Origin of the sequence: Desulfococcus sp., assembly GCF_050178255.1 — a bacterium.
Classification (GTDB): Bacteria; Desulfobacterota; Desulfobacteria; order Desulfobacterales; family Desulfococcaceae; genus Desulfococcus; species Desulfococcus multivorans.
Genome location: NZ_JBFXGG010000065.1, coordinates 1 through 2,598, shown reverse-complemented (window position 1 = coordinate 2,598; position 2,598 = coordinate 1). Strand labels below are relative to the sequence as shown.

Annotated in this window: 1 protein-coding gene; it reads left to right on the top strand. The window is 56.2% G+C overall.

The features are described 5' to 3' along the window. Positions 1–573 precede the first annotated feature (573 nt). Positions 574–1,956: a sigma-54 interaction domain-containing protein gene (locus AB7S84_RS12005; RefSeq protein ID WP_428154674.1), complete on the top strand. Its 1,383-nt coding sequence runs from the start codon at positions 574–576 to the stop codon at positions 1,954–1,956. Positions 1,957–2,598 lie beyond the last annotated feature (642 nt).

Below are 2,598 nucleotides of genomic sequence, written 5' to 3'. Positions count from 1 at the left end.
CGATATCAGCGTAGCCGACCGTCGCGACGGCGAGGAATGCCAGGCCGATCCAGGCGATGATCAACCGCCGGTTCAAAGGGCTGAAAGAGTTCATGTATTTGTGGGTCATCTCCACCTCCATCGGGTTTCTGGTCTGTATCAACCTGGGTTAAAGGCTGAAGGCTATAGGCTGAAGGCTGAAGGGGTGCGCCCGGGGCGAACGGAGTGTTTATGCCTTTTCAGTCTCCAATGGCTATATATCGCCTGAAGGGGTGCGTTTGTGACGAACGGGGTACTTATCCCCCTTCAGCCTCCAATCCTGTCACATTTGATTAAAGCAACAATCATGCCGTTTTATATCGCTTTTTCCGGTTTTCAAGTTGTTAAATTCACCACAAAAAAAAAATGAAGGTTGACATCTATCAAAGGATTATTAATGAATGTTAATAGTGTTAACTTAACACTTCAACGCTGCTGTCGTCATGGGGAGCGGAAAACGGTGTCGACAAAGGACGGACATGCTCTCTCGGCACCGGCCGCTGAAATCCGGAGATTGAATCAACAGCTTTATCGTATCGTATGGGGGAAAATGGGATGGACCTGTCAAAACACTGGAAGACGGTGGTGGAGACGCTTCAGGACGGCCTTATCGTCGTGGATCCCGGGGGAACGATCGTATTCGTCAATCCCGCCGCAGCGGATCTGACGGGGTATGCCCCCGAAGAGCTCGTAGGCCGGTCGTGCCGGATACTCGGGTGCACGGGGTGCGAAATCAAGGGCCGTGGTGCGGGGGAAACGTGGTGCGGGCTCTTCGACCGCGGGCAGGTCTCCATCAAACAGTGTACGATAACCGACCGGAGCCGGAGATCCGTCCACATCCTCAAGAGCGCCAGGGTTCTCAAGGATGCGGACGGCCGCGTGATCGGCGCTGTGGAAACCCTCAAGGACATGAGCCGTTTCATCCGGCAGCAGCAGGAGATCGCCGCCCTTCGCAAGAGCTGCCGCCTGGACGCGGGCTATCACGGTATCATCGGGGAGTCGCTGAAGATTCAGCGCCTCTTCGAACTCATCGAGAGCGTGGCCCGGTCGGACGCTCCCGTACTCGTTTTGGGAGAGAGCGGTACGGGAAAGGAACTCGTGGCGCGGGCCATCCACGACACCAGCGTCAGAAAAGAGGGGCCTTTCATCAAGGTCAACTGCGCGGCCCTTAATGAGAATCTGCTCGAAAGCGAGCTTTTCGGTCACGTCAAGGGGGCATACACGGGAGCGGAGCGATCCCGAATCGGCCGATTCGAGGCTGCCCACGGCGGAACGATCCTGTTGGACGAAATCGGCGATATTCCGTTGACCACCCAGGTAAAGCTGCTGAGGGTTCTGGAAGAACGCGAGATCGAACGCGTGGGGGATCACCAGCCTATTCCCGTCGACGTCCGCATCATCACCGCAACCAACAGGGACCTGGAGGAATTGATTCGGCAGGGGGCGTTTCGGGAGGACCTTTTTTTCCGCATCAATGTGTTTCCCATTCACTGTCCATCCCTGGCCGAACGACCGGATGACATCCCCCTGATTGTCAAGAGCTTCATCGACCAGCAGGGTGCGAAAGCCGGGAAAAGGATATCGGGCCTTACACCCGGGGCCATGGAAGCCCTGTTGGCGTATTCGTGGCCGGGAAATGTCCGGGAACTCCGCAATGCCGTGGAATATGCATATGTGCTCTGTCCCGGGGAGTGGATCGGGCGTGAGCATCTGCCGCCAAAAATATCCCGGATGAACGGTCTTTCGGCGGTCCGGGACGATGACGCAACGGCCACGACGGCAGACGCCGCGGCGCGGGAGCGGCTGGTGCATACCCTCAGAATGACCGGGGGCAACCAGTCGGAGGCGGCCAGACGGCTGAAGGTCAGCCGGGTAACAATCTGGAAACGTATCAAAAAATACGGCATCGACCTGGATGCCGAGATTCGACAACAGTAACGGCCCAATTTTTCGCTGTACAATCTGAAAAACGGTCTTAATTTTTTCATAAGTTGAGGTTACATGTCTGATAACCCCAAAGGTACCGAAATTTAAAGAACAAAACAGAAGAAAGGAGCTGATGATGGAAACAATAATGCTGATGATGCTGGTGGCGATGACAGGGCTCCTTTTCCGGGAGTCGCCTATACCGCGACGGGTAAGGGTAATGTTGAAGCGACGGTAGAAAATTACATGGACAGCACCCTTTCTTCAACACCTGGAGCAGGGGATCCAATGAAAAAACGCGGCCGGAACTCGGGGATGCCCGAGGAATGCCGGTCTTGGGGGTTGAGAGAGGATCTCGTCGACGAATGTAATACCGCGAAAATAAAGGCCGCCGGATAGGATAAGACCTGTTCGGCTGCCAAAGCAGGCAACGGCCGTCCCTGCAGGGGGACGGCCGTTGCCGTCAGTTCGGAATGCTGCGATTCCCCGTTCGGAATATCGAGCGGGGAATCATTGAGAAGACTGGATTAGTTGCCGCCGGCGCGACCGTCGTCACACGCTTCGCCGGTGCCGGGCCTGCCGCCGTGTTCCGGGGTTTCGGAAAGCACGCAGGCGTCCGTCGATCCTGCCGCCCCTATTTCAACTTCGGGCTTG